This window comes from Mycobacterium sp. 852002-51163_SCH5372311 (genome assembly GCF_001667115.1).
Lineage (GTDB): Bacteria > Actinomycetota > Actinomycetes > Mycobacteriales > Mycobacteriaceae > Mycobacterium.
The window spans coordinates 1-20,852 of the sequence record NZ_LZIJ01000073.1 but is presented as its reverse complement, the minus strand read 5'-3'; the positions used below and the strand labels follow the sequence as shown (position 1 = coordinate 20,852).

The window sequence follows — 20,852 nt, the reverse complement described above, 5'->3', positions numbered from 1 at the left end:
AGGTGGTCAGGGGCCAATTGCGCAACAGTCTTATAACGGTTTTTTTGGGACGAGCGTGCCGTCTGGGCGACTGGGAAGGCATCCACTCCGGATGGTGTAGCCACTAGCTGCGGTTTGAACACCGATACTTGCAAAAATTTTCTGTCGACTTCCTCCGGCCCCGCGGCACCGTTCGGGCCGGTATGCAGGGATTTGTAGGCGTGAGGACATGGCGCTGTCGACAGATGTGGATACTGTGGACCCATGTCCGATCGTCCCCCAGTCGCGCTGACGCTGTTGAAGCTCGCTGGGTGCTGCTTACTGGCCGGCGTTGTCGCCACCGCGCTGATGTTCCCGGTGGCGGGTGGTTTGGGGCTGATGTCCAATCGCGCCTCTGAGGTGGTCGCCAACGGCTCGGCGCAACTTCTCGAGGGGGCAGTGCCAGCCGTGTCGACGATGGTCGACGCCAAAGGCAACACCATCGCGTGGCTGTACTCGCAACGCCGGTTCGAAGTGCCCAGCGACAAGATCGCCAACACCATGAAGCTGGCAATCGTCTCGATCGAGGACAAGCGGTTCGCCGAACACAACGGCGTGGACTGGAAAGGCACCTTGACGGGGTTGGCCGGCTACGCATCCGGCGACGTGGAAACCCGCGGTGGATCGACGATCGAGCAGCAGTACATCAAAAACTACCAGTTGCTGGTCACCGCCCAGACCGACGCGGAGAAGCGGGCAGCCGTCGAAACCACACCGGCACGTAAGCTGCGCGAGATCCGGATGGCCCTCACGCTGGACAAAACCTTCACCAAGCCCGAAATCCTGACGAAATACCTGAACCTGGTGTCGTTCGGTAACAACTCGTTCGGTGTGCAGGACGCGGCGCAGACCTACTTCGGTATCAACGCCTCCGAGCTGAACTGGCAGCAAGCGGCATTGCTGGCCGGCATGGTGCAGTCGACCAGCACGCTCAACCCGTACGTCAACCCCGAAGGCGCCCTGGCGCGGCGGAACCTGGTCCTGGACACCATGATCGAGAACCTGCCTGCGGAGGCGGACGCCCTGCGCGCCGCCAAGACCCAGCCGCTGGGCGTTTTGCCGCAGCCCAAGGAGTTGCCGCGGGGTTGTATCGCGGCCGGCGACCGCGCGTTCTTCTGCGACTACGTCCAGGAGTATCTGTCTCGCGCCGGAATCAGCAAGGAGCAGCTGGCCAGGGGCGGCTACAAGATCATGACCACGCTTAACCCCGATGTGCAGATCCCGGTCAAGGCGGCTATCGACAAGTTCGCCAGCCCGACCTTGCCGGGCATTTCCAGCGTGATGAGCGTGATCAGGCCAGGCAAGGACTCCCACCAGGTTCTCGCGATGGCCAGCAACCGCAAGTACGGCCTGGACATCGACGCCGGCGAAACCATGCGGCCGCAGCCGTTCTCGCTGGTCGGTGATGGTGCGGGGTCGGTCTTCAAGATCTTCACCACGGCGGCGGCTATGGATATGGGCATGGGCATCAATGCCACGCTCGAGGTGCCGGGCCGGTTCCAGGCCAAAGGCATGGGCAGCGGCGGGGCAAAGGGGTGCCCGAAGGACACCTGGTGCGTGATCAACGCCGGTAAATACGGCGGGTCGATGAATGTGACGGACGCGCTGGCCACCTCGCCCAACACGGCGTTCGCCAAGCTGATCCAGCAGGTCGGGGTGTCGCGCACGGTGGACATGGCCATCAAGCTCGGCCTGCGGTCCTACGCCAATCCCGGCACCGCTCGCGACTACAACCCGGACAGCAACGAAAGCCTGGCCGACTTCGTCAAACGGCAGAACATCGGTTCGTTCACGCTCGGACCGATCGAGGTCAACGCGCTGGAGCTGTCGAACGTCGCGGCCACCCTGGCGTCGGGGGGTGTGTGGTGCCCACCGAACCCGATCGACAAGCTGATCGACCGTAACGGCAATCAAGTCGCGGTGACCACCGAAACGTGCGAGCAAGTCGTGCCCGAGGGGTTGGCGAATACGCTGGCCAACGCCATGAGCAAGGATGCGACGGGCTCCGGCACGGCCGCTGGTTCAGCCGGTGCGGCCGGCTGGGACCTACCGGTGTCGGGCAAGACCGGCACCACCGAAGCGCACCGGTCCTCTGGATTCGTGGGCTTCACCAGCCACTACGCGGCGGCGAACTACATCTACGACGACTCGACCTCACCGACGGATCTGTGTTCGGGCCCGCTGCGCCATTGCGGCGAGGGTGACTTGTACGGCGGCAACGAGCCGGCCCGCACGTGGTTCACCGCAATGAAGCCGATTGCCACCATGTTCGGCGAGGTCAAGCTGCCGCCGACCGATCCCCGCTACGTCGAGGGTTCACCGGGTTCGCGCGTGCCCAGCGTCGCCGGTCTGGACGTCGAGCTGGCCCGCCAGCGCCTCAGGGAAGCGGGTTTCCAGGTGGCCCAGGAAACGGCCTCCGTCAACAGCTCGGCGAAGCTCGGCGAGGTCGTCGGAACGTCGCCCAGCGGCCAGACCATCCCGGGATCGATCATCACCATTCAAGTCAGCAACGGCATCCCGCCGCCACCGCCGCCACCGCCGGAGGGTGCGCCGGTGCCGATCGGATCGCAGGTGGTGGAGATTCCGGGATTACCGCCGATCACCATCCCGCTACTGGCACCCCCGCCTCCGCCACCACCGGGACAGCCGCCGCCATAACAGAGAGAGCTCTTTCGAGAGCCCTTAAAGGCACTGTCTCGTGGGACATGCGTGTCTAGTCGGCGACCGGCAGTAGTCTGCCTACATGGCTGTTTTGCCCGTGCTGTTACGCACCGGTGCGGTCGCGCTCGGCTCGACCGTCGCCGGAATTGGATACGCCGCGATTGTCGAGCGCAACGCATTCGTCCTGCGTGAGTTGACCATGCCAGTGCTGTCGCCGGGCTCCACCCCGCTGCGGGTGCTGCATATCAGCGATCTGCACATGCTGCCCAATCAGCGCCGCAAACAGGCCTGGCTGCGCGAGCTGGCCGCCTGGGAGCCCGATCTGGTGGTCAATACCGGGGACAACCTGGCCCACCCCAAGGCGGTGCCGGCCGTAGTCCAGACGCTGGGCGACCTGCTGTCCCGGCCGGGCGTTTTCGTCTTCGGCAGCAACGACTACTTCGGGCCGCGGCTGAAGAACCCGATGAACTACCTGACCAACCCCGACCACCGTGTCCGCGGCGAGCCGCTGCCCTGGCAGGATCTGCGGGCGGCGTTCACCGAACGCGGCTGGCTCGACCTGACCCACACCCGTCGCGAGTTCGAGGTGGCCGGACTGCACATCGCCGCCGCGGGCGTGGACGACCCGCATATCGACCGGGACCGATACGACACCATTGCAGGTCCCGCGAGCCCCGCCGCGAACCTGCGGCTGGGGTTGACACACTCGCCTGAGCCGCGAGTGCTGGACCGCTTCGCCGCCGACGGCTACCAGCTGGTGATGGCCGGCCACACCCACGGCGGGCAGCTGTGCCTGCCCTTCTACGGCGCTCTGGTAACCAACTGTGGCCTGGACCGGTCGCGGGCCAAGGGGCCGTCACGCTGGGGTGAGAACATGCTGTTGCATGTCTCGGCGGGAGTGGGGACCTCTCCGTTTGCGCCGGTGCGGTTCTGCTGCCGCCCGGAAGCAACCTTGCTGACGTTGATCGCTGCCCCGATGGGTGACCGGGACTCGGACAGCAACCTGAGCCGTTCCCAGCCAACAGCATCGGTGCGTTGACCGATCCGTCCCAAATCGCGATCCGCAGCCTGCCGCGGGAGTGGACCGACAACGCGGTCCGGCTGATCGAGGCCGACGCCCGCCGCAGCGCCGACACGCACCTGCTGCGCTATCCGCTGCCGTCGGCCTGGTCCACCGAGGTGGATGTTGCGCTCTACCTCAAAGACGAGACGACACACATCACCGGCAGCCTCAAGCACCGCCTTGCGCGTTCCTTGTTCCTCTACGCGTTGTGCAACGGGTGGATTGGCGAGGGCACCACAGTGGTCGAGGCGTCGTCCGGTTCCACGGCCGTGTCCGAGGCCTACTTCGCCGCGCTGTTGGGTCTGCCATTCATTGCCGTGGTGCCCGCGGCGACCAGCACCGCCAAGGTGGCGCTCATCGAATCACACGGTGGCCGTTGTCATTTCGTGCAGGACTCCAGCAAGGTCTACGCCGAGGCGGTCCGCGTCGCCCGCGACACCGGCGGCCACTACCTGGACCAATTCACCAACGCCGAACGCGCGACAGACTGGCGCGGCAACAACAACATCGCTGAGTCGATCTACGCCCAAATGCGCGACGAGACGCATCCGATACCGGAATGGATTGTCGTGGGCGCGGGCACCGGCGGAACCAGCGCGACGATCGGCCGCTACATCCGCTACCGGCGCCATCCCACCCGACTGTGCGTCGTGGACCCGGAGAACTCCGCGTTCTTCCCCGCCTACACCCAAGATCGGTACGACATCGTCATGCCGACGTCGTCGCGGATCGAGGGTATCGGCCGGCCGCGGGTTGAGCCGTCGTTCCTGCCTGGCGTGGTCGACCGTATGGTCGCGGTGCCGGACGCAGCATCGATCGCCGCCGCTCGCCACGTCAGCGCCGTCCTGGGCCGCCGGGTGGGACCATCGACCGGCACCAATATGTGGGGCGCTTTCGGCCTGCTTGCCGAGATGGTCACCGAAGGACGCAGTGGGTCGGTGGTCACTCTGCTGGCCGACAGCGGCGACCGCTACGCCGACACCTATTTCACCGACGAGTGGGTCGCCGCCCAGGGACTAGACCCCGTCGCGCATGCCGAGACATTGATCGAGTTCGAGCGCTCCTGCCGCTGGGGTTAGTGCGCGTTTGGCCGGTGGACGGGGCCGCGATAGGCTGTCGTGGCTTCAATCGGGGTGTGGCGCAGCTTGGTAGCGCGCTTCGTTCGGGACGAAGAGGCCGTGGGTTCAAATCCCGCCACCCCGACTCGCGTCATCGCCATAGAGGGCTGGGCACGCCCGCGACCGACGAAATCCCGTGCCGGTGACGGCCTTAGAACCAGACTCTTCGCCCCGCGACGGGCCGCCCGACGGCGCCTAGGATCCACAGGATCACGCCGACGAGCACCAGGATGCCGCCGATGGTGTACAGAATGCTCAGGCCGGTGAAGTAGCCGACCACCAAAAGAATGATGCCGAGAATAATCACATCGCGACCCTTCTGCTGAACGTTGTCCAATTAGCTGGTTCGGCTGGTATACCCGGCTTCTCAACTCTCCAATCGCGCTGCCTGAGCGCCACCGCAACCGCACCCCGACGGACTACCTGCGTCGCGTCCGCCTCGACCACGCCCATCAAGGCCCGCCACCAACCACGCCGCCACCGTCGCGGATGTCGCCCGCCGCTGGGGCTTCGGGCACTTGGGCGCTTCGCGGTCTAATACGAGAGCAGTACCGGCAGAGCCTCCCCTCGCCCTGCGCAGCTGAAACCCGAACCCTTGACGGGGCTGATTAGGCGCCTTGCAAGTGCCCTGCTGCGGTTTGCCGTTGGGCGCCAACAAAAGGGTCGCGACACGATCTCAGATGCATACCTTTTGTCGGATCACTGGTCACAACAGCCCCGCAGATCTCTATCGTCACATGTGTAACTGCGGGCGTCAATCCGGCGTCTTGTCCTCGAAAGGTGTGACATTGTCGGCGTTTCCGCGACTCGTGTCGGTATCGATGGCGTCGGCGGTCGCCATCGGACTCATCGTCGGGATAGGCGCTGCCCCGCCTGCATCCGCCACGCCCTGTGAGGCGGCGGAGGCGAATATCGAGCCCCCGGCCACCGCCGCACCGGTACCTGCACCCGCACCAGTTGTCCGGCCGCCGACCGGACGCCGGCCGAGCAACACGAATGACCATGCGCCGCTGCCCAAACTGGGTCCGCTGATCTCTTCTCTGCTCAGGCCGGGCACCACCCGGTACTCCGCCCCGAAGGAGAACCAATCGCAGGTGGTTCCCCGCGCGGAGGGGACACAGCCTGGGCCCAATCCACCCCAACCGGGCCAGCCAGGCGCCCAACCGCCCAATGCCAGTCAGCTACGTCCGAACGCAGCGCCGCAGCCCGCCCCCCAGCCGGCTCCTCAACCTGCACCCCAACCGGCGCCCGAGGCCGGACCACCGCCCTCCATCGCGGGCGCTCCGACCTCGCTGGTGGATTGGGTGACCGGGGTCAACGGCCCTAACAAGACACTCGAACGTTTCGGCATCTCGGGCACGGACCTCGGGATCGCTTGGGACAACGGCGATCCCGCGAACCGTCAGGTACTCATGGCCTTCGGCGACACATTCGGCTACTGCCGCGTCCACGGCCAGCAATGGCGTTACAACACACTGTTCCGCAGTTCAGATCATGATCTCTCGCACGGCATCCACGTGGCTGCCGGCTCCGCGACCGATAGGTATGCCGGCTCGCCGTCGTACCCGTCGGGACTGTCCAGGCAGATCATCAACACAATGAAGAGGGCGCCGCACGAGACCGGAATCATTCCGACCGCTGGAATATCAATCGGCAAAACGCAACTCGTGAACTTCATGTCGATCAGGGAATGGGTCCGTGACGGAGACTGGCGGACGAACTTCTCGGCCATCGCCATGTCCCGCGACAACGGCCAGACCTGGGGAGTCTATCCGGGCACCATCCGGCCGGCCGACCCGGAAGGCGTGCCGGGAGCCAAATTCGTTCCGGGCAACGAGAATTTCCAGATGGGCGCGTTCATGAAGGGTAACGACGGTTACCTCTACTCGTTCGGAACGCCGTCCGGGCGTGGCGGTGCGGCGCATCTCGCGCGAGTGCAACCGCAATTCGTGCCGGACCTGAGCAAGTACCAATACTGGAACGGTGACGGAGAGGGCCACTGGGTTGCGGCTGACCCCGGCGCGGCAACGCCGGTCATTCCCGGCCCGGTCGCCGAAATGTCAGGGCAATACAACAGCTATCTCAAGCAATACCTGGTGCTCTACACCAACGGAGCCAACGACGTGGTGGCAAGAACCGCCCCGGCTCCGCAAGGACCTTGGAGTCCAGAGCAATTGCTCGTGTCGTCGTTCCAAATGCCCGGTGGCATCTACGCCCCGATGATCCACCCCTGGTCTTCGGGGAAAGACCTGTACTTCAACTTGTCGCTGTGGTCGGCTTACGACGTCATGCTCATGCACACCGTGCTCCCCTAGCGGGCGCGGGCCCCGGCCGCCGCTGCGCGAGCAGACGCAAAAGCACCCATTTCGGGGTCGAAATGGGTGCTTTTGCGTCTGCTCGTCATACTGGGCGATAGCGCACTCTGGTGCCGCGGCGGGGAGCAAGCATGATGGACCGTCGCACAATTCGCTCCGGAGTCGGGTCGACGGCGGTGAACTCGCCCTCGCGCAGCAGCACATGCAGCACGGTGATCAATTCGCGCATCGAGAAGCTCGCGCCCAGACAACGTTTCACGCCGCCACCGAACGGGACCCAGGCGTAGGTCTGCGGTCGGATACCGAGGAATCGCTCCGGACGAAACTCGCTCGGATGCTCGTAGACAGCCGGGTCCCGGTTGATTGCGATGATATGCACCACGATTCGCGTGCCGGCAGCTACGCGGTAGCCGCCAATGGGGAACGGCTTCGCGGCCACACGTGACGTGAGGGGCGCCGGCGGACGCACCCGCAACGCCTCGTGGATTACGGCGGTGGTGAAATCCTCTCCGCCGCTGACGGCTTCGGACTTCACGCGTTGCAGCGCGTCGGGATGATGCAGCAGCAAATCCATGACCCATGCCAGCGTGGTCGCCGTCGTTTCGTGGCCGGCGAGCATCAAGGTGATCAGATCATCGCGAATCTCGCTGTCGGACAAGCGTTCACCGTCTTCCCCGCGGGCGCACATGAGCAACGCCAAGATGTCGAGTTGCTCCGTGAGCGCCGGGTCGTTTCGCCGCTGCGCGATGAGCGGCATCACGACGTCGTCAATCTCCCTGTTGGCCTTCGCCCGCTGCGGCCATACCCGCAGAGTGCCGAAGTGCCGCAGCGCGTAACGGACCGTTAATTCCTCCGAGACACCAAGATTCAGGAGACGCTCGAAGGGCCGGCCCAGTCGCCGCACCTCGGCGGGATCGTCGACGCCGAAAATCACCCTGACGATCACGTCCAACATCAACGACCGGGCGGCTTCCAGCATCTCGAACGGGCGGTCGACCGGCCAGCTGCGCATCGCGGCCCGGGTGGACTCCGCCATGATCGGCACATAACCGTTCAGGGCCGCCCCGTGCAACGGCGGTGTCAAGAGTTTGCGCCGCCGCAGATGTTCCGGTTCCTCCTGCACGAACATCGATCCCGACCCGTAGATCGCGGCCGCGGGCCCCACCCCCTCGCCCCCCAACAACACGTCGGTCGGGGCGGTGAAGACCTCCTTCGCCAACGCCGGATCGGAAACGATCGCAACGTCACCCAGACTGAGGATGGGCATCGTCATGATCGGGCCGTATCGACGGATCAGCCGCAGCATCCGGCGCTCCCCGCCCACCAGGTACGCAACCGCATACGCTGCCGCGAAGACCGCGCGCAATCTGCGCGGCGCGGGCAAGCCCGGCGGACGGGGCAGGGCATCCGGTGCGTTCGCCGAGCGAAGTGCGGATGATGCCACGCCAACGACACAACACGGCGCCTTCGAGTAGGTCAAGGAGCCACGTCCGGCGAAGCCTGACGCCGCCGCAGATCGCCCTTCTACTGGTAAATCGAAGCGACCCAACGCTGCGTGCAGAACCGCTGCGCCGCGGTAGCGGGGTCGATTCCGGCGGCTTGCAACGCGGCGGTCCTGGCGGCGCGGGAACCCTCCGGATAGTCGTCATTGTTGAGGCGGCACAACACGTTGCCATTGCGCACCCAGTCATGGCGGGAATCGGGGTCGGGCCGCGTCGAGGCGACCTGCATGTCCAGCAGGGCCACCTCGACCAGCTTGTCGTCGACCCAGCGGTACAACTGGACCGTTCCCGACGTCACGCTGGAATGCGCGTAGTTGCCGAAGAATCCCTCGGTGGTCTGATAAAAGCGGCGAAATCCGAACAGCTGGCCGGCGCGGACGAACCGGGGCGGCTGACCCGTCAAGCGCCAGACGGCCATTGGCTCCCCGCCCGTCCCGCCGCGGCCGATGACCACCAGCAGCTCAGGAGAACCGCCGTTGTCGATGTCTTGCAGCAGGGGCACCTCGCCGGTTTCACCGATCTCTGCTGTCGGCTCGCGGAATTCTTGTGCAACCGCTCCCGCGTTTCGCAGGGTGAACGACCAAGCGGGATCACTGGACACATCGAGGGTCAGGCCCTGTCCGACCTGCAGCACGCACCGCACATGCTGGTCTTGCAGCTTCGGCTGGGAGTCAATGGAGACGTCCGGGCATGGTAGCGATACCTGTTGCGGCGCAGTCGCACTCGCTGACATTGAGATAGACGTTGAAACGGACTTGCCCGTCGAGCCACCCGATCCGCACCCGCCCGCTACGGCCACTGCAGCGACACTGATCAGCACCACCGCGGCCCGCAAACCGAATCGGGACAACCTCATTCGCGGAAGCGCCCGTCGATTTGCTGAAAATGACACCGCGTCAACCGATTACGCGCAGCGTTCGGGCTCCGCTTCGCACAGCGGCGTCACACCGCGGAACCGATACCGGTGTGCCGCCACCCAGCGGTATGCAGCGTCCTGGGCGGGGCCGACTCCCGGGAGCCGATAGACCCGCAGCGGCAGCGTCGTTCCAAGCGCGGCAGAAAGGGCCGCATTCATTGCCTCCGCGCCGGAGAAGACGACGCCCGACGCGTCAAGCCACCATGCCGATTCCGTCAAACGGTCGGCGGACACCCCAAGCAGTTCGGCCGTCCCGGGCTTCTGGAATGGTTCGATCCGCATGCGGCCCGTCCGATTCCACCGCGCCAATCGGTTGCATGCGCGGGTGCAGATTCCGCACCGCCCGTCGAAAAGCAAGACACCGTCCATGGTCCCAGTCTGCCCCATCCGCGGCGGCCGGCAGTGGCGAATCAGGCGCAGTCGGCGCAGATCTGACGGCCCCCTGCGGTGCTGCGCAACCGACTACGGTGCTGCACCAGGAAACAGCTCGAGCAGGTGAACTCGTCCCCCCGCACGGGAATCACGGCCACCGTCAGTTCTTCATTGGACAAATCCGCGCCGGGCAGCTCGAAGAACGGCACATCGTTCAAGTCGTCGTCGGCGACTGCGGGAGAAGACCTAGGCAGAACAGGTGCCAACTCCCGCAGTGTGGACCGGTCGACGTCGGACACACGGCGTGCGTCGTAATCGCTTGCGGTCGTCATGGGCGTTCCTTCCTCGCCGAGGGGAGGGTCAACCGACCTGCCTGTAGTCGACCCGTGGCACAGGCGATACCCCCTTGAAGGGCTGGTCACACCTAGTAATTCCAAGGAATTCAATACGTGTTTCCGGCCGTCGGGCCGAGGCGAAAACAAGCAGAATCCGCGCCAACGACGGGCACGCGGAACCGGTTCTGCAGAGCTTTAGCGCGCCGGCAATCGGATCCGGTAACCGCTGCTGGACTCGGGCACAGGGTTCACGGAACGTCCGTCCTGCCAAGGCAATTCGCTGTCGAAGACGCTAGGTTTACTGTGCAGGACCGCGGCCAGCCCAAACCAAGGCACCAGAAAAGCCAGAATCAAGCTCGCGCCGGCCAGCAAAAGATAGCCGTTCGCCAACGCGATCAGGGCAGCCACCAGCGCTACCGCCCAGCCGACAGCCGATGCGCGGCCCGCCGCGCCCGATTTCCCCCCGAACACGGTCGGTAATCTACCGGATGGCGCAAAAGTCCGACACCCGTGAGCGAGACGTCGCCGGCTACGGGCCGCGGGTGCGCAACAAAAGCGGCAAGACCAGCCAAAACAGCGTGAACAGCGCCAGCGCACATGCTCCCGCGACAAAGCCCGCAATGCGCCCGGACACCGCCGCGAAGACGATCACCGTCATCCCGGTCAACGCGAGACCGAGCAGGGTCAACCCGGCATAGGCGCACCGGTGTGCCCCGGAGACCAGCACCTGGAGCCGATGGCGCCGGAACAGCAGCCGGTGTATGGCCACCGGCGCGATCAACAACACCGTTGCACCCACCGAGCAGCTCACCGTCGCCAGGTACACCATGCGCATGTGCTGGCTCAAGACGTCGAAACGCTGCTGGAACGGCAGCGTCAACAGGAATCCGGTGAGCAGCTGCACCCCGGTCTGCACCACCCGCAGCTCCTGCAGCAGGCTGTTCCAATTGCGATCCAGCCGTTGAAGTTCGGTTTCACCACGCTGGCGGCTGTCCCAGCGCTGATCTTCTTCTGGATGGTCGACATCCATGGCCGCAGCCCGGAAACGCCGTGGCGTTAGCGGTGGAGCTTGCCGTCTCGTACGCCGGTCAGCGCTTCCTCCAGCGTCGGGTACAGGGGAAAGGCCTTGTCCAGACCGGTCAGGTGAATCGGCCGTCTGGTCACCGGGCCGCGCGCCACCACCCCGAACTCGGCGGACTGGGCGAGCTTCTCGTGAGTGGCCGCCAGAATTTTCAGGCCCACCGAGCCCAGAAATTCCACTCCGGAAAGGTCGATGACCAGCGCCGTCGGACCGTCCGCAACCACCGCACCAATGGCTTGTTCCAAGGCGGGAGCGGTAACCAAATCGATTTCACCGCTGACGCTGACCACGGACACCCCATCGTGGTCCGCAACCATGGTGTTAATCGAATCAGGAGCTGACAATGGTGGTCCTTCGTCCGGGTCTTGCGTGCCTCGAGTGTGGTGCAAGCCTAACCCGCCTGGCCAACCGCGCGAGGAAAAAGACCTCAACACCAGTCGTGCGCTTATTCAGGCTAATGTCGCCATAGAACTTGCGCCCTGCGGAGCGCGTCGCGCACCGGCGAGGCACAGGGACTGCAGTGGGAGTGCATTGGAAGGCCTTAGGAGGCCACATGTCAGATTCGCTGATGGAGAACAGCAACCCGGGCAGCGCCGCGCAAACGGTCAGCGTCTCCAGCGAGGGTCTGCTGCCTCAGCTGGTGCAGCACCTGCGGCGGAATCGAACGATTCTGCGCGAAGAATGGGCGCGCAGAATCACCGAGGCCCAATTGCTCACTGCGATGACGCCCGAGGAGCTCTTTTCCGAAGCGACCGCCGTGTACGACAACTACGTCGAGGTGCTCGAGACCGGCAGCGTCGAGGCGTTGCAGGCCTACGCTCGCGACCTTTCGGAACGCATCATCCCCCGGGGCGTGGAAACCGACGAGGTACTCGGCATCGTGCTGCTGCTGCGCGACGTGCTGGCGCGGTCGCTGTTCGAGAAGTACCAGGCCGAGTTCGACATGCTCAACCGGGTTTTGGACGCCTATGAACCGGCGGCCAACCGCATCGCCAATACCGTGGGCGTCAGCTTCGTCCAGGAACGCGAGCGCATCATCCGCCAGCAGCAGGAGGCGATTCGCGAGCTCTCGACGCCGGTGCTGCAGGTGCGCGAGCAGCTGCTGATCCTGCCGATCATCGGTGTCCTCGACAGTCAGCGCGCCCGTCAGGTCACCGAGCAGCTGTTGCGCGCCATTCGGGCCAACCGCGCGAAAGTGGTGGTCATCGACATCACCGGTGTGCCCACCATCGACTCGACGGTGGCAAACCACCTGGTCCAGACGGTGGACGCGTCGGGTTTGATGGGTGCGAGCGTGATCATCACCGGCCTGTCCTCCGAAATCGCCCTCACACTGGTGACCATCGGGCTGGACCTGTCGAAGATGAACGCCGTCGGCGACCTGCAGGGCGGCATCGAGGAAGCCGAGCGGCTACTGGGTTACGAAGTGACTCGCACCGGCGAGGTAAGCGGCTAGCAGGAAGTAAGCAAAGGCCACGGGACCCTCATGCCAGTACCAATCCTGAAGCAGGGCTCGATTCTGATTGCAACCGTGCAGGCCGCGCTCACCGACTCCGAGACCGAGCGGTTGCGATACGACCTCATGGAGCGGGTCAGCCGGTTTCGCGCCCAGGGGATCATCGTCGACGTCACCGCCATCGACGTGATGGATTCGTTCGCGGCCCGGTCGCTGCGCACGATTGCGCACATGACGCGGCTGCGCGGCGCCGATACGGTGATCGTCGGTCTCCAGCCGGAGGTGGCCTTTGCAATGGTCCAGCTGGGACTGGCGTTCGACGACATGAACACCGCGCTGGACCTCGAAGAGGGCCTTGCCCTGTTGAACCGGCAACTGGGACTTGGGAAATCGACGATCGGGCGCGACGGTGGCGGGTGACCGGGAAGTTGTGGTCGTCGACATTAACAACCCCGACGACATCGTCGACGCCCGCAAAGCCGGACATGAGCTCGCCTTAGATCTTGGATTCTCGCTGACCGACGTCACCATGATCGCCACCGCGATCTCGGAAGTCGCACGCAACATCACCAGCTATGCCGGTCGCGGCGCGGTTCGGGTGGCGGTGGCCGACCGGGAGGGCCGCACGGCACTGGTGGTACGCGCCGAGGACGACGGGCCCGGCATCGCCGACATCGACCGCGCCATGGAAGAGGGGTACTCCACCGGGCGCGGGCTCGGCCTGGGCTTACCGGGGGCGCGCCGGTTGATGGACCGTTTGCTGGTGGAATCCACGCTTGGCCAGGGAACCGTAGTCGAGATGTGGAAGTGGGTCCCTGCCCGTGCGTGACCATTTGCGTGACCAGGGCCGATTGGGGCCCATCGAGTGGGCGATGGCCGGACGACCCCGTCCCGGCGAGTATGCCTGCGGCGACCAATCGTTGGCGATCGGTGTGGGTGATTCGGCGGCGTTGTTCGGCTTACTGGACGGACTCGGTCACGGTCCGTCCGCCGCGACCGCGGCGACCACCGGGGTGGACGTGCTCAAGGACGCTTGCGCAGAACGGCTCGACGTGCTGATCCAGCTCTGCCACCGCGTCTTGTCCCGCACCAGAGGGGCGGCGATGACCTTGGCGCGCATCGATTTCGAGGCCGGTGAACTGTCGTGGACCGGAGTGGGAAACGTCAGCGCCAATCTGGTTGCCAAGGCGGCCACCGGCATCCGGGTGCGTTCTTCTGCCCGTCTTACCGCCGGCATCGTCGGCTACCGAATACCGGATATAGCACCCGCGCAAGTGGTTCCGATACGCACCGGCGATCTGCTCCTGATCGCCAGCGACGGCATCGCCGAAGATCACTTGGACCACATCGACTTCGCCGCTACCGCCCCCCAGATCGCCTCGCAGATACTGGAAAAACACGCCAAGGAGTCGGACGACGCGATGGTGCTGGCCGCACGACACCGGGGCACCTCGATATGAGTCAGATATGAACGACAGCAACGACTTTCACGCCCAGTACGTGACCGCGCTGAAAACCTACCTGGACACACACGACGAGGACAGCCTGGCCGTCGGCCATGAGCTCGGCCGGCGGGCCTTACAAGAGCAAATCAGCATGCTCGAGATCATCGAGAATCACTTCGCCCAAATCGAGAAGCTGTCAAAGTATCCCGACTTCGACCCGCCCGCCGCGGTGGAATTCCTGTTGCAGACGCTGGCCGCGCTCGACGTGGTGACCCGCGGCTATCTGGACGGCACCCGGCGTTACGAGGAACAGCGCGCCCGCGCCGAGGGGCTGGCCGACCGCGACAAATTCCGTACTGCCCTGGTGAATTCGTTGCAGGAGGGGTTTTTCGTCGCCGATCAGCACGGCGCCGTCGTCGAGATGAACGCTGCCTTCGCCGAGATCACCGGCTTTCCGCCGGAGGGCATGCCCTACGCGTGGCCGCACCCGTGGCTGGTGGACAAGAAAACGGCCGCCCAGCAAACAGATCGAGTCTCGCGCGAGGGCAGCGCGGAATACGAGACCCCGATTCGCCGCCAGGACGGGCGTCTGGCATGGGTGGCGGTCAGCATCAACGAGGTGCGCGAATCCGGCACGGACCAAGGTGTATTCGTCGGAACGATTCGCGACATCACCGCCCAGCGGGCGTTCGCGGCACGGGAAAGCGCCGTGCTGCGACTGGCGACTGCCGTTACGGTGGCCAAGAGCCTTGCCGAGGTGCTGTCGATCACCCTCGACGAATGCCGCACAGCCGTCGACGTGCAGCGGGTGGTAGCCGCCATCTGGCCGCCGGGCGACGGCGAACCAACCATTCAAGCCGCCGGGGAACCGTCGGTATCGAGTTGGCATGAACTGGATCCGTTGCTGCGCCAGACATTTCAGGATGCCCGCAATCAATTGCCGCTGACGGCCAGGACGGCGGAGTGGCCGGACGATCCGAGTAAGGCACGTGGCATGGTTGCGGTGCTGTCCGGCGCAGCAGACGTCGCGCTGTGGCTCGAGCTGCGGGTACCTCGCTGGGTGAGTGCGGAGGACCGGTTGTTGGTCACGGTACTCGTCGGCCACCTCAGCCTGGCGGTTCAGCATGTGCGCCAGTTCGAGATTGCCCGCGAGACATCACTGACCCTGCAGCGCACGATGCTGCCGTCGCTGCAGCCTCCACCGGGTTTCGCTGTGCGCTACGAGCCCGCTGTTCCGCCGTTGGAGATCGGCGGCGACTGGTACGACGTGCTGCCGCTGGGAGATCACCGCATCGGCATCGTCGTCGGCGACTGCGTGGGTCGTGGGCTGCCGGCCGCGGCCATCATGGGTCAACTGCGCAGCTCGGCGCGCGCGCTGTTGCTGACCGCCGACCAACCGGCGGTGTTGCTCGAGCAACTCGACTCGGCGGCGGCCCTGATTCCGGATGCGTATTGCACCACGGTGTTCTTGGCGATTCTGGACACCGAATCCGGGATCTTGGAGTACAGCAACGCCGGGCACATGCCCGCGATCCTTGCCACGGCCGGGCCGGATACCGAATCGGGGACCACCGTTGTGACCGGCGCCCGGTCGGTGCCGCTCGCGGTGCGGCGGGAAGGACCGCGCCCGCAGGCCACGCAGGTGCTGCCGTCCGGGTCGACGCTGATGCTGTTCACCGATGGTCTGGTCGAGCGCAAACACGAGTCCATCGACGACGGGATCGGGCGCGCGGCAGACGTTTTGGCAGAAACGATGAAGCTGCCGCTGGACGCCGTCGCGGATGCGGTGCTAAGTGAATTGGCTCCCCCGCCCGGTTATGACGACGACGTCGCGATGGTGATCTACCGACACCAATCAGCGCCACTTCGGATCGAATGCGACGCGACGGCCAATCAGCTGGCAGCGATCCGGCACCGGCTGAGCGGTTGGCTGCGCGGCGCCGAGGTGCCCGACGAGCTGTCCGCCGACGTGGTGCTGGTCGTCAACGAAGCGTGCACCAACGTCATCGAGCATGCCTACGCCGGCCAACGCACCGGAACAATGCAGCTGGAGGTCGACTGCGTGGAGAACGAAGTCCGGGCGCGGGTGGCCGACACCGGATCTTGGCAAACACCGGCCGCCCACCCCGGCAGCAGCGGCCGCGGCCTGATGCTGATCAGGGCGATGGCCGACTCGGTTGACGTGGACAGCGAACCGGCCGGAACCACCGTGAACGTGCGATTCCGGCTCCCCGCAGTGCGTGAGCACTAGAAAGGCCAGCCGCACATGAGATTTGGCGTGCATTCCGACCGCGACGTCAGGTCGCACCCGTTTGCCAGGTCCGATAGCGGGTATCTCACCGGGGTGACTAGCGCACCGACCACCGTCGAACCGGCCCTGCCGGCGGCGAATGGACCGCTCTCGATGACCGTGCGCCGTGCCCTGACCGGGCCGTCGTTGCGCGATCAATTGACTCGCATCGGTGCATCGGTGCGCGACTCGGACCCTTACGGTCTCGACCTGCAGCTGGCCCTGTACATGTGCTACGAGCTGCACTACCGGGGTTTTGCCGGCATCGACCCCACATGGGAGTGGAATCCGGCGCTGCTGGGACTGCGCGCCGAATTGGAACGCGCTTTCCTGGCGGAGGTACGCCGTGACGTCGGCCACATGGAACCCGGCGACAGTGCGACGGCCGAAATGGAGGCGCTGTCCATCGAGCCCGTGGACGGCAACGGACCGTCGTACCATTTGCGCGATGAGGGCAGCTGGCAGCAAATGCGCGAATACTTCGTACACCGGTCGCTGTATCACCTCAAGGAAGGCGATCCGCACGCCTGGGTGATCCCGCGCCTGACGGGCCGCGCCAAGGCGGCGTTCGTTGCGGTCGAATACGACGAGTACGGCGCCGGGCAGGCCGCGCGCCTGCATCAGCAACTGTTCGCCGATCTGATGGCAGCGGCCGACCTGGATTCGCGCTATCTGGGGTATCTGGATGCGGTTCCCGCCGAATCACTGGCGGTGGTGAACTTGATGTCGATGTTCGGCCTGCACCGGTGGCTGCGCGGTGCCGCGATCGGGCACTTCGCCGCCACCGAGATCACCTCACCCCCGGGTTCCCGACGGATGGTCCAGGCGTTGCAGCGCATGGAGGCGCCAGCGGCCTGCGTCGCGTTCTACCAGGAGCACGTCGAGGCTGACGCGGTACACGAACAGGTGGTGCGCCTCGACGTCGTCGGCGACCTGGTCGCACGCGAGCCGCAGCTGGACCGCGACATCGTCTTCGGCATGCGCGCACATGCCGTGGTGGAGAATCGCTTGGCGGACAATCTCATGGTGTGCTGGAAGCTGAACCAGTCATCGCTACGGCGGCCTGTTTAGCCGTCGGCTTCAACGCTTTTCGGTGATCCGGCAACGCCGGTGGCTGGTGTCACACAGCGGATATTCCTTGCTCCGCGCACACGTGCAGACCGCCACCATGAACCGATCGGACTCGACCACACCGCCGTCTGGCATCTCGATGCGCACCGGACCCGAAATCAGCACCGGGCCCTTGGGCACCACTTGCACCCGGGTGGTGGTCATGGCTTTTCAGCCCGAATGACAACCAGCTCTTCTTTGCGGCAGCCGCGCCGCAGCTGGCCCGTGTCCTCCAGCCACCGTGCCCGGGCAGACAATACCGGGCCGAACGGAACCCATTGGGAGGCAACGACTCTGGCGTGCAGTCCGGTGGAGCGCAGGCAGTCCAGCGACTGTTGCACACCGGCGAAGGCCGACTGCACCAATAGCAGGGATCCACCGTGACACAACAGCTTTGTCGCTGACTCGCACAACGGGTCGAGCACCAGGCGCCCGTCGGGACCGGCGTTGAACGCCCAGGACGGGCCGGCGCTGGGAGCGATCAAGTCGGCGTCGTCGATGGGCGGTGTCGGCACGTACGGCGGATTGGACAGCACGACATCGAACTGAGCGCAGTCGAAGGCCCTCGTCCACGAACCCTCGCGGACATCGACATCCACCCCGGCGTGAACGGCATTGTCACGCGAGCACCGTACGGCGTGTGGGCAGATGTCGAAGGCAGTCACGCTGGCACAGCCCATTTCGGCGGCAGCGATCGCGACGAAACCGCTTCCGGTACACAGATCGAGAACCCGTCGCCCCTCGACAATTCCGGTCCACTTCATCGTGTCCACCAACAGCCGCGAATCGTATTGTGGCTGGTAGACGCTGACGGCGGGCAAGGCGGCATCCGCCACTTGATAGGTGGTCGTCAACGTAGGCCTTTCGGTGAATGTCCGCGCTCAATCCGATCGAACCGCGATTACGGCACCACAGATTAATGCCCGCAAACCGCTGCTTTAAACCCCGGCGGCCGTCTTGGCGCCTATCGCGGCGAGCCCGTAGAGACGTGAGCGAATTGCTTGACAATCGTCGAGCAAAATGCTGGAAGATCGGACGGCGAGCGACTCGTGATCAGATTGCCGTCGACGACTACTTCCTCATCGACCACATTGGCGCCGGCGTTTCGCAGGTCGGTGCGGATGCTCGCGTAGCAGGTCATCGTTCGTCCCGCCGTGACACCGGCTTCGACCAGCGTCCACGGGCCGTGACAGATCGCCGCGACCGGCTTTCCGGACTCGACGAAGTCGCGTACGAAGGCGACCGCGGACTCGTCTTTGCGCAGTTTGTCCGGGTTTACCGTGCCACCGGGAAGCACCAACCCGTCGAATTCGTCTGGCTTCGCATCTGATACCGCGCGATCGACAGCAAATGCGCCAGCGGGCTCGAGATCGTGGTTGCGCGCTTGTATCTCGCCGCGTCTCAGCGAAAGCACCTCGACCTGGGCTCCCGCCTGCCTCAATGCCGCGCGCGGTTGCTCGAGTTCGACTTTCTCCACTCCGTCGGCGGCCAGGATAGCGATCTTTTTACCTTGTAATCCTTGTGACATCGGTATTCTCCTTCAGTGCAGCCAGCGACTCAGAACGGCTTTCACGCAGTTGATTCGAAAGTGTTCTCTCTCAGTCACTTTGCAACTCAACCGGTGGGCGCCGGAGGGGCCCCGTCAGCCGCGATGCCAACCGGATACCCGAGCGGTCATCGCCCAAACGCGCGGTCTTCTTCGCGGTCTTCTTCGCGGTCTTCTTCGCGGTCACTGAGCCGCGGCGCGCAGCGCCTCGAGCAACGGTTCGGCGGCTTCCTTGAGAAACAGGTCCTGCGTCTCACCGCCGATCTGGATCAGCGCGACATCGGTGAACCCGGCCGTCAAGTAGGGGCGGACAGCCTCGACGATCGCATCGAGGTCCGGGCCGCACGGAATGCTCTCGGCGACATCTTCGCGACGTACGAATTGGGTGGCTCCGTCGAAACCGGCGGGCGTCGGCAGGTCGGCGTTGACCGCCCACCCGCCGCCAAACCAGCGGAACTGATCGTGTGCGCGTTCGATGGCGGTGTCTCGGTCGGGGTCCCAGCACACCGGAATCTGCCCGATCACCCGTTCGCCGCCGGCCACGTTGGCGGCCTGCCGGGCGGCGTGCCAGGCGTCGACAAGTTCTTCGTCGGGCTGTACGGCAATCAGGTGGTCGGCGAGCTTGGCGAATTTGTCGACGCCTTTGGGCCCGGCCATCGCCACGCCGATGCAGACCGGCACCTCGGGCAGATCCCAGAGCCGTGCCGAGTCGACCTGAAAATACTCGCCACGCCAGTTCACCAGTTGCCCGCCGAACAGCTCGCGGATGATTTTGATGGCTTCTCGCAGCATGTCCTGTCGGCGCTCGACGGTCGGCCAACCCTTGCCCACTACGTGCTCGTTGAGGTTCTCGCCGCTGCCCAGCCCGAGGGTGAAACGTCCGTCGGCAAGAATCTGTACGGTCGCGGCTTGTTGAGCGACGATCGCGGGGTGATATCGCATCGTCGGACAAGTCACGTAGGTGTAGAGGTGCACCCTCTGAGTCATCTGGGCGACCGCGCCGAGCACCGCCCACGCGTTGGGGGCGTGCCCCTGGGATACCAGCCAGGGCGAAAAGTGATCGCTGCAGACTTCGAAGTCGAAACCGCACTCTTCAGCTGAAACCGCATACCGCACAAGGTCTTTGGGCCCGCTCTGCTCGGTCATCAAGGTATAGCCGAACTTGGTCATAGCGACAGGGTTACCCGTGCGCCGGTGGGGCAAACGATTCGGCTACAGACGCTCTTTCACCGCCGCGGACAGGCGGGCACCGTCGGCTTTGCCGGCGGCGATCGCGGTGGCCGCCTTCATCACCAAACCCATCTGCTTCATGCTCGGCCGCTCGCCGATGGCCTCGGCCACCTCGGCGATGGCGGTGTCGGCGACGTCGGCCACCTCGGCCTCGGTGAGCGGCGTGGGCAGATATTCGTCGATGATCCGCGCCTCGGCGTGCTCGCTGGCCGCGATCCAGACGGCGGAGGTCTCCGGCAAGCAGGCCAGAGAACTCTCCGACGACGAGGTGATCCAGGTGTTGGCCAAAGAATCGCGCAAGCGTGGCGAGGCGGCCGAGATCTACACCCAGAACGGCCGCGGGCACCTAGCGGCCAGCGAGCACGCCGAGGCGCGGATCATCGACGAATATCAG

General features: G+C 65.1%; 23 protein-coding genes, 1 tRNA gene and 1 pseudogene. 12 read left to right on the top strand and 13 right to left on the bottom strand.

What is annotated here, in order from left to right; translation table 11 throughout:
- The first annotated feature begins 243 nt into the window (after positions 1-243).
- The 4 genes from ponA2 to A5791_RS08545 all read left to right on the top strand — a co-directional run bounded on the left by ponA2 (position 244) and on the right by A5791_RS08545 (position 4,945).
- On the top strand, positions 244-2,676 hold the full coding sequence (gene ponA2, locus A5791_RS08560) for a transglycosylase/D,D-transpeptidase PonA2 (protein ID WP_067233944.1): 2,433 nt from the start codon (positions 244-246) through the stop codon (positions 2,674-2,676).
- A gap of 85 nt (positions 2,677-2,761) precedes the next feature.
- Positions 2,762-3,718, top strand: a complete 957-nt coding sequence (locus A5791_RS08555) for a metallophosphoesterase (RefSeq protein WP_067233942.1) — start codon at positions 2,762-2,764, stop codon at positions 3,716-3,718.
- Complete coding sequence (locus A5791_RS08550) at positions 3,715-4,821, top strand: PLP-dependent cysteine synthase family protein (RefSeq protein ID WP_067233941.1); 1,107 nt, start codon at positions 3,715-3,717, stop codon at positions 4,819-4,821. Before A5791_RS08555 ends, A5791_RS08550 begins: the two co-directional genes overlap by 4 nt.
- A gap of 50 nt (positions 4,822-4,871) precedes the next feature.
- Positions 4,872-4,945 (top strand) — tRNA-Pro (locus A5791_RS08545).
- A 66-nt stretch (positions 4,946-5,011) separates the two neighbouring features.
- Here the strand turns inward: A5791_RS08545 and A5791_RS08540 are convergent.
- Positions 5,012-5,197 (bottom strand): hypothetical protein, encoded by a 186-nt coding sequence (locus tag A5791_RS08540; protein WP_067233940.1) that lies wholly within the window; start codon positions 5,195-5,197, stop codon positions 5,012-5,014.
- A 484-nt stretch (positions 5,198-5,681) separates the two neighbouring features.
- Here A5791_RS08540 and A5791_RS08535 point away from each other — a divergent pair, with 484 nt between their 5' ends.
- Positions 5,682-7,175, top strand: coding sequence for a DUF4185 domain-containing protein (locus tag A5791_RS08535; RefSeq protein ID WP_082966824.1), 1,494 nt, complete (start codon positions 5,682-5,684; stop codon positions 7,173-7,175).
- A gap of 85 nt (positions 7,176-7,260) precedes the next feature.
- Here the strand turns inward: A5791_RS08535 and A5791_RS08530 are convergent, their stop codons facing one another.
- From A5791_RS08530 to A5791_RS08500, 7 genes are all read right to left on the bottom strand, one after another.
- Positions 7,261-8,655, bottom strand: coding sequence for a cytochrome P450 (locus tag A5791_RS08530; protein WP_156661084.1), 1,395 nt, complete (start codon positions 8,653-8,655; stop codon positions 7,261-7,263).
- A 44-nt stretch (positions 8,656-8,699) separates the two neighbouring features.
- Entirely contained in the window at positions 8,700-9,311 is a 612-nt protein-coding gene (locus A5791_RS08525) for a hypothetical protein (RefSeq protein ID WP_156661083.1), read from the bottom strand.
- A gap of 270 nt (positions 9,312-9,581) precedes the next feature.
- A complete protein-coding gene (locus A5791_RS08520; RefSeq protein ID WP_067234066.1) occupies positions 9,582-9,962 on the bottom strand; it encodes a thiol-disulfide oxidoreductase DCC family protein in 381 nt (126 codons plus the stop codon).
- A 41-nt stretch (positions 9,963-10,003) separates the two neighbouring features.
- Positions 10,004-10,297, bottom strand: coding sequence for a DUF4193 domain-containing protein (locus A5791_RS08515; protein ID WP_067233936.1), 294 nt, complete (start codon positions 10,295-10,297; stop codon positions 10,004-10,006).
- A gap of 198 nt (positions 10,298-10,495) precedes the next feature.
- The gene (locus A5791_RS08510; RefSeq protein ID WP_067233934.1) at positions 10,496-10,771 is read right to left on the bottom strand and encodes a hypothetical protein; all 276 of its coding nucleotides are present in this window, start codon (positions 10,769-10,771) and stop codon (positions 10,496-10,498) included.
- A gap of 58 nt (positions 10,772-10,829) precedes the next feature.
- Positions 10,830-11,330 carry a DUF6328 family protein gene (locus tag A5791_RS08505; protein ID WP_067233932.1) on the bottom strand — a complete coding sequence of 167 codons (501 nt, stop codon included), beginning with the start codon at positions 11,328-11,330 and terminating at the stop codon, positions 10,830-10,832.
- A gap of 26 nt (positions 11,331-11,356) precedes the next feature.
- Positions 11,357-11,698, bottom strand: coding sequence for an STAS domain-containing protein (locus A5791_RS08500; RefSeq protein ID WP_067233930.1), 342 nt, complete (start codon positions 11,696-11,698; stop codon positions 11,357-11,359).
- A gap of 236 nt (positions 11,699-11,934) precedes the next feature.
- Here A5791_RS08500 and A5791_RS08495 point away from each other — a divergent pair, with 236 nt between their 5' ends.
- The 6 genes from A5791_RS08495 to A5791_RS08470 all read left to right on the top strand — a co-directional run bounded on the left by A5791_RS08495 (position 11,935) and on the right by A5791_RS08470 (position 17,643).
- A complete protein-coding gene (locus tag A5791_RS08495) occupies positions 11,935-12,837 on the top strand; it encodes an STAS domain-containing protein (protein WP_067233927.1) in 903 nt (300 codons plus the stop codon).
- Between the two features lie 30 nt (positions 12,838-12,867).
- Entirely contained in the window at positions 12,868-13,257 is a 390-nt protein-coding gene (locus A5791_RS08490; RefSeq protein WP_067233924.1) for an STAS domain-containing protein, read from the top strand.
- 10 nt (positions 13,258-13,267) lie between these two features.
- Positions 13,268-13,666: an ATP-binding protein gene (locus tag A5791_RS08485; protein ID WP_156661082.1), complete on the top strand. Its 399-nt coding sequence runs from the start codon at positions 13,268-13,270 to the stop codon at positions 13,664-13,666.
- Between the two features lie 4 nt (positions 13,667-13,670).
- A complete protein-coding gene (locus tag A5791_RS08480; RefSeq protein ID WP_067234063.1) occupies positions 13,671-14,297 on the top strand; it encodes a SpoIIE family protein phosphatase in 627 nt (208 codons plus the stop codon).
- A 7-nt stretch (positions 14,298-14,304) separates the two neighbouring features.
- The gene (locus A5791_RS08475) at positions 14,305-16,533 is read left to right on the top strand and encodes a SpoIIE family protein phosphatase (protein WP_067233921.1); all 2,229 of its coding nucleotides are present in this window, start codon (positions 14,305-14,307) and stop codon (positions 16,531-16,533) included.
- Positions 16,534-16,686: 153 nt separating this feature from the next.
- The gene (locus tag A5791_RS08470) at positions 16,687-17,643 is read left to right on the top strand and encodes an iron-containing redox enzyme family protein (protein WP_369828034.1); all 957 of its coding nucleotides are present in this window, start codon (positions 16,687-16,689) and stop codon (positions 17,641-17,643) included.
- Between the two features lie 9 nt (positions 17,644-17,652).
- Here the strand turns inward: A5791_RS08470 and A5791_RS08465 are convergent, their stop codons facing one another.
- The 5 genes and pseudogenes from A5791_RS08465 to A5791_RS08445 all read right to left on the bottom strand — a co-directional run.
- A complete protein-coding gene (locus A5791_RS08465; RefSeq protein ID WP_067233919.1) occupies positions 17,653-17,847 on the bottom strand; it encodes a CDGSH iron-sulfur domain-containing protein in 195 nt (64 codons plus the stop codon).
- Complete coding sequence (locus tag A5791_RS08460) at positions 17,844-18,536, bottom strand: HemK2/MTQ2 family protein methyltransferase (RefSeq protein ID WP_067233916.1); 693 nt, start codon at positions 18,534-18,536, stop codon at positions 17,844-17,846. Before A5791_RS08460 ends, A5791_RS08465 begins: the two co-directional genes overlap by 4 nt.
- Positions 18,537-18,646: 110 nt before the next feature.
- Positions 18,647-19,210: a type 1 glutamine amidotransferase domain-containing protein gene (locus A5791_RS08455; protein WP_067233913.1), complete on the bottom strand. Its 564-nt coding sequence runs from the start codon at positions 19,208-19,210 to the stop codon at positions 18,647-18,649.
- A gap of 201 nt (positions 19,211-19,411) precedes the next feature.
- Positions 19,412-20,398, bottom strand: a complete 987-nt coding sequence (locus A5791_RS08450; protein ID WP_067233912.1) for an LLM class F420-dependent oxidoreductase — start codon at positions 20,396-20,398, stop codon at positions 19,412-19,414.
- Between the two features lie 42 nt (positions 20,399-20,440).
- A pseudogene (locus tag A5791_RS08445) lies at positions 20,441-20,674 on the bottom strand (GatB/YqeY domain-containing protein); the annotation flags it as partial.
- Here A5791_RS08445 and A5791_RS08440 point away from each other — a divergent pair.
- Positions 20,577-20,852: GatB/YqeY domain-containing protein (locus tag A5791_RS08440; protein ID WP_369828033.1), on the top strand; the 276-nt coding region annotated here is incomplete at its 3' end. The pseudogene A5791_RS08445 and the gene A5791_RS08440 sit on opposite strands and share 98 nt — an antisense overlap.

What these genes read in the sequence shown, in the direction of transcription:
- ponA2 (WP_067233944.1), top strand. Translation starts at nt 244, where the DNA reads ATGTCCGATCGTCCCCCAGTCGCGCTGACGCTGTTGAAGCTCGCTGGG.
- A5791_RS08555 (WP_067233942.1), top strand. Translation starts at nt 2,762, where the DNA reads ATGGCTGTTTTGCCCGTGCTGTTACGCACCGGTGCGGTCGCGCTCGGC.
- A5791_RS08535 (WP_082966824.1), top strand. Translation starts at nt 5,682, where the DNA reads ATGGCGTCGGCGGTCGCCATCGGACTCATCGTCGGGATAGGCGCTGCC.
- A5791_RS08520 (WP_067234066.1), bottom strand. Translation starts at nt 9,962, where the DNA reads ATGGACGGTGTCTTGCTTTTCGACGGGCGGTGCGGAATCTGCACCCGC.
- A5791_RS08515 (WP_067233936.1), bottom strand. Translation starts at nt 10,297, where the DNA reads ATGACGACCGCAAGCGATTACGACGCACGCCGTGTGTCCGACGTCGAC.
- A5791_RS08505 (WP_067233932.1), bottom strand. Translation starts at nt 11,330, where the DNA reads ATGGATGTCGACCATCCAGAAGAAGATCAGCGCTGGGACAGCCGCCAG.
- A5791_RS08500 (WP_067233930.1), bottom strand. Translation starts at nt 11,698, where the DNA reads ATGGTTGCGGACCACGATGGGGTGTCCGTGGTCAGCGTCAGCGGTGAA.
- A5791_RS08495 (WP_067233927.1), top strand. Translation starts at nt 11,935, where the DNA reads ATGTCAGATTCGCTGATGGAGAACAGCAACCCGGGCAGCGCCGCGCAA.
- A5791_RS08490 (WP_067233924.1), top strand. Translation starts at nt 12,868, where the DNA reads ATGCCAGTACCAATCCTGAAGCAGGGCTCGATTCTGATTGCAACCGTG.
- A5791_RS08475 (WP_067233921.1), top strand. Translation starts at nt 14,305, where the DNA reads ATGAACGACAGCAACGACTTTCACGCCCAGTACGTGACCGCGCTGAAA.
- A5791_RS08470 (WP_369828034.1), top strand. Translation starts at nt 16,687, where the DNA reads ATGACCGTGCGCCGTGCCCTGACCGGGCCGTCGTTGCGCGATCAATTG.
- A5791_RS08465 (WP_067233919.1), bottom strand. Translation starts at nt 17,847, where the DNA reads ATGACCACCACCCGGGTGCAAGTGGTGCCCAAGGGCCCGGTGCTGATT.
- A5791_RS08455 (WP_067233913.1), bottom strand. Translation starts at nt 19,210, where the DNA reads ATGTCACAAGGATTACAAGGTAAAAAGATCGCTATCCTGGCCGCCGAC.
- A5791_RS08450 (WP_067233912.1), bottom strand. Translation starts at nt 20,398, where the DNA reads ATGACCAAGTTCGGCTATACCTTGATGACCGAGCAGAGCGGGCCCAAA.